3 protein-coding genes are annotated in these 3,013 nt (G+C 61.7%); 2 read left to right on the top strand and 1 reads right to left on the bottom strand.

Features of this window, described 5'->3' with window-relative positions; all coding sequences use genetic code 11:
• Positions 1-426 (bottom strand): phage tail protein (locus BI292_RS09650; RefSeq protein WP_101207738.1); only part of this gene is annotated, 426 nt, incomplete at its 3' end.
• 378 nt (positions 427-804) lie between these two features.
• Between BI292_RS09650 and BI292_RS09645 the strand changes: the two genes are divergently transcribed.
• On the top strand, positions 805-1,641 hold the full coding sequence (locus BI292_RS09645) for a sulfotransferase (protein WP_092275297.1): 837 nt from the start codon (positions 805-807) through the stop codon (positions 1,639-1,641).
• Between the two features lie 48 nt (positions 1,642-1,689).
• A partial coding sequence (locus BI292_RS09640; protein ID WP_157831243.1) for a DUF4347 domain-containing protein occupies positions 1,690-3,013 on the top strand: 1,324 nt, incomplete at its 3' end.

The following is a 3,013-nucleotide window of genomic DNA, read 5'->3' as shown; positions in this document are numbered from 1 at the left end:
GCTTGGCCCTGCCGCCGCCGAAGCGCCAATGTAGGCGTTGTCGTTCGACGGTGTGGTGGTCGCCGTGCTGGGAACGCTGGCGAGGTTGACCGTGGTAGTGGTGGTCAGCGCCGATGTGGCGGTGGCGGTGATGACAGGTGCGTGCGGCGGCAGTTTAGCTACGAGAACGTTGGTGTTTTCGGTGCCAATCACTTGGCCGATCACCCGATTGGTAAGATTGACGCCTTGGCCCTGGTGCATCGGCAAACGCCCGCACAGGTTTGGCAGCATGAAAGTGGTCGAGCCATTGCCGCCGTAGGTAATGCCCAGCAACGCGTAGAGCGCCTGATACTGGTTGAGCGGTAGCGTCTGCCCGTTGGCTTGCATCCAGCCACTTGGCGCAAAGGGGAAACCGAAGGGAAGAATCGTTCCGAGAAACACGTCCATAGTCGTTTTATCCATGAGTTTTTTGGAAGGAGAGACGTACTGGCACGAAGCTACCGCCCGAGCCAGTGCTCAGCGTAGACGCTGTTGCAAAAGTCGCACGCAATTGGCGAGGGTGGTGGTTTAGCGACAGTGTTTCGACTCAGAGCGCTTTCGCGAGCAAGCTCAGCTCCTACAGGGATCGGCGGTGGATCGGCGATGGGGCATGCGGTTAAGGTTTTTTTCAGGCTGCGAAAACGCGCCGAAGCGTCTAGTTCGATATTTGTGAAGGACCAGGGGTTTTTTAGCTTCTAATTGATATCAAAACACCACTATCCGATCCGGCACACGATGTATTACGCTCATCTTCCAAAGGGATTTTTCACACATCAGGGTGAAGGGATGCAGCAGTTTCACTTTATCTCGGGGCTGCCTCGCTCAGGGTCGACCCTGCTCTCCGCCATTCTTTTGCAAAACCCGCGTTTTCACGCCGGGATGAGTAGCCCGGTCGGCACGCTGTTCACCAGTGTCCTGGAACAATGCAGCGCCGGCAGCGAGTTCGGCGCGGTGATCGACACCCCTTTGCGTCGGCGCCTGTTGCGCGGATTATTCGATTCCTACTACGCCGATCAGGCCGACAAACCGGTGGTCTTCGACACCAACCGGCAGTGGTGCGCGCGTTTGCCGGCGCTGCAAGACTTGTTTCCCCAAGCCAAAACCATCGCCTGCGTGCGCAACGTTGCCTGGGTGATGGACAGCCTTGAACGCCTGTACCGCGCCAACCCGTTCGAGAACACCAAGCTGTTCAACGACGAAACCGAGCGCAATACCGTCTACAGCCGCTGCGAAACCCTGGCCCAGCGCAATCGCCTGGTCGGGTTTGCCTGGACCGCGCTCAAGGAAGCCTATTACGGCGAAAACGCCGAATCGCTGTTGATCGTCGATTACGACCTGCTCAGCCAGGCGCCGGAGCGCGTGCTGCGGCTGGTCTACGAATTCATCGGCGAGCCGTGGTTCGAGCATGACTTCAACAACCTCGTGTACGACGCGCCCGAGTTCGATCAGGCGCTGGGCGTGGCGGGGTTGCATCGGGTCAAACGCAAAGTGGCGTTGGAGTCGCGGCGCACGATCCTGCCGCCGGACTTGTTCGACAAATATGCAGAGCTGTCCTTTTGGCACGATGGGTCATCCAGCGCCGCCAATGTCATTCGTATGAAATCCGATGCCGCGATCAATTGATCGCGGTTTTTTATGGCGGCAGTAAAAGTTCGAGTTCGGGTGAGCAGCATGTGGTGGAAAAACGGCAAATCGCAAAAGGCCCAGGGCGCACGCGTACTGGCTTCGCCGATGATCATGTCCTTGGAACCGCGCATGCTGTTCGACGGCGCGGTCGCGGCGACAGTCGCCGACGCGGCGCAGGCCGATAGCCAAGCCACGGCTGACGCGGCCAAGGCACCTGCCGCCGACCACCCGACCGCGAGCAAAGACACACATGGCCAGGCCGACAACACCTCGGCCGCGATCCCGGCTGCCGCTTCGCCGACCGCCGTTCCGGGGCAAAGCGTGGTGTTTGTCGATTCACGCATCAAGGACACCGACAGCCTGCTCAAGGGTGTGGCGCCCGGCACGGAAGTGGTCACGCTGGACGCGAGCAAGGATGGCTTGCAGCAAATCGCCGCTTATCTGGACACGCATCAGGGCGTGAGCTCGGTGCAAATCATCGCCCACGGCAATGCCGGCGATCTGTGGCTGGGCAACAGTTACTTGTCGGCCGACAACGTCAACGAACGCAGCGCCGTGCTGGCCGAAATCGGCAAAGACATCAACGTCGGCGGCGACATCCTGATTTACGCCTGCAACACCGGCGACGGCGAGCGTGGCGTGAGTTTTGTCGACTCGCTGGCGCAGCTCACCGGGCGCGACATCGCTGCGTCGACCAACCGCACCGGCGTGGGCGGCGACTGGGATCTGGAAATCGCCACCGGCACGATTGAAAGCCGCAGCGTGCTGTCCTCGGCATCGCTGGCCGGTTATCAGTACAGCCTGGCGACGCTGACCGTGGTCAACAACGCCGACAGCGGCGTCGGTTCGTTGCGTACTGCCCTGTCCAGTGCGGTGGCCGGCGATACCGTGACCTTCAGCACCGGCATGACCGTCGCGCTGAACTCGCAACTGACCCTGACCAAAAACGTCATCATCGACGGTGACCTGAATAACGACGGCGTGGCCGATGTCACCCTCGACGGCCAGTACAAAACCCGCGTGTTGCAGGTCAATTCCGGCGTCACCGCGACCCTTGACGGCTTGGTGATCACCAAAGGCATGGTCGCCGGTGTAGGCGCGGCGGCGGGCACGGACGGTGCCGGGGCGATGGGCGGCGGGATTCTCAACTCCGGCAACCTGACCCTCAGAAACGTCACCGTCACCGAAAACGCGGCCTCGGGCGGCGGCGGTGGCGGTGGCGTCACTGCGCCTTATGGCGGCGGTGCGGTCGGCGGTGGCGGTGGTGGCGGCGGCTCGCTCGGTGGCCAAACCGGTGGTCGTGGTGGCGCCGCCGGTTTCGGCACTGGCGTTTATGCCGGTACGGCCGGCGGGGCGGGCAGGGGCGGTA

This window comes from Pseudomonas sp. 43NM1 (assembly GCF_002836905.1).
GTDB classification, from domain to species: Bacteria; Pseudomonadota; Gammaproteobacteria; order Pseudomonadales; family Pseudomonadaceae; genus Aquipseudomonas; species Aquipseudomonas prosekii.
This window is presented reverse-complemented; position numbering and strand designations above follow the sequence as displayed.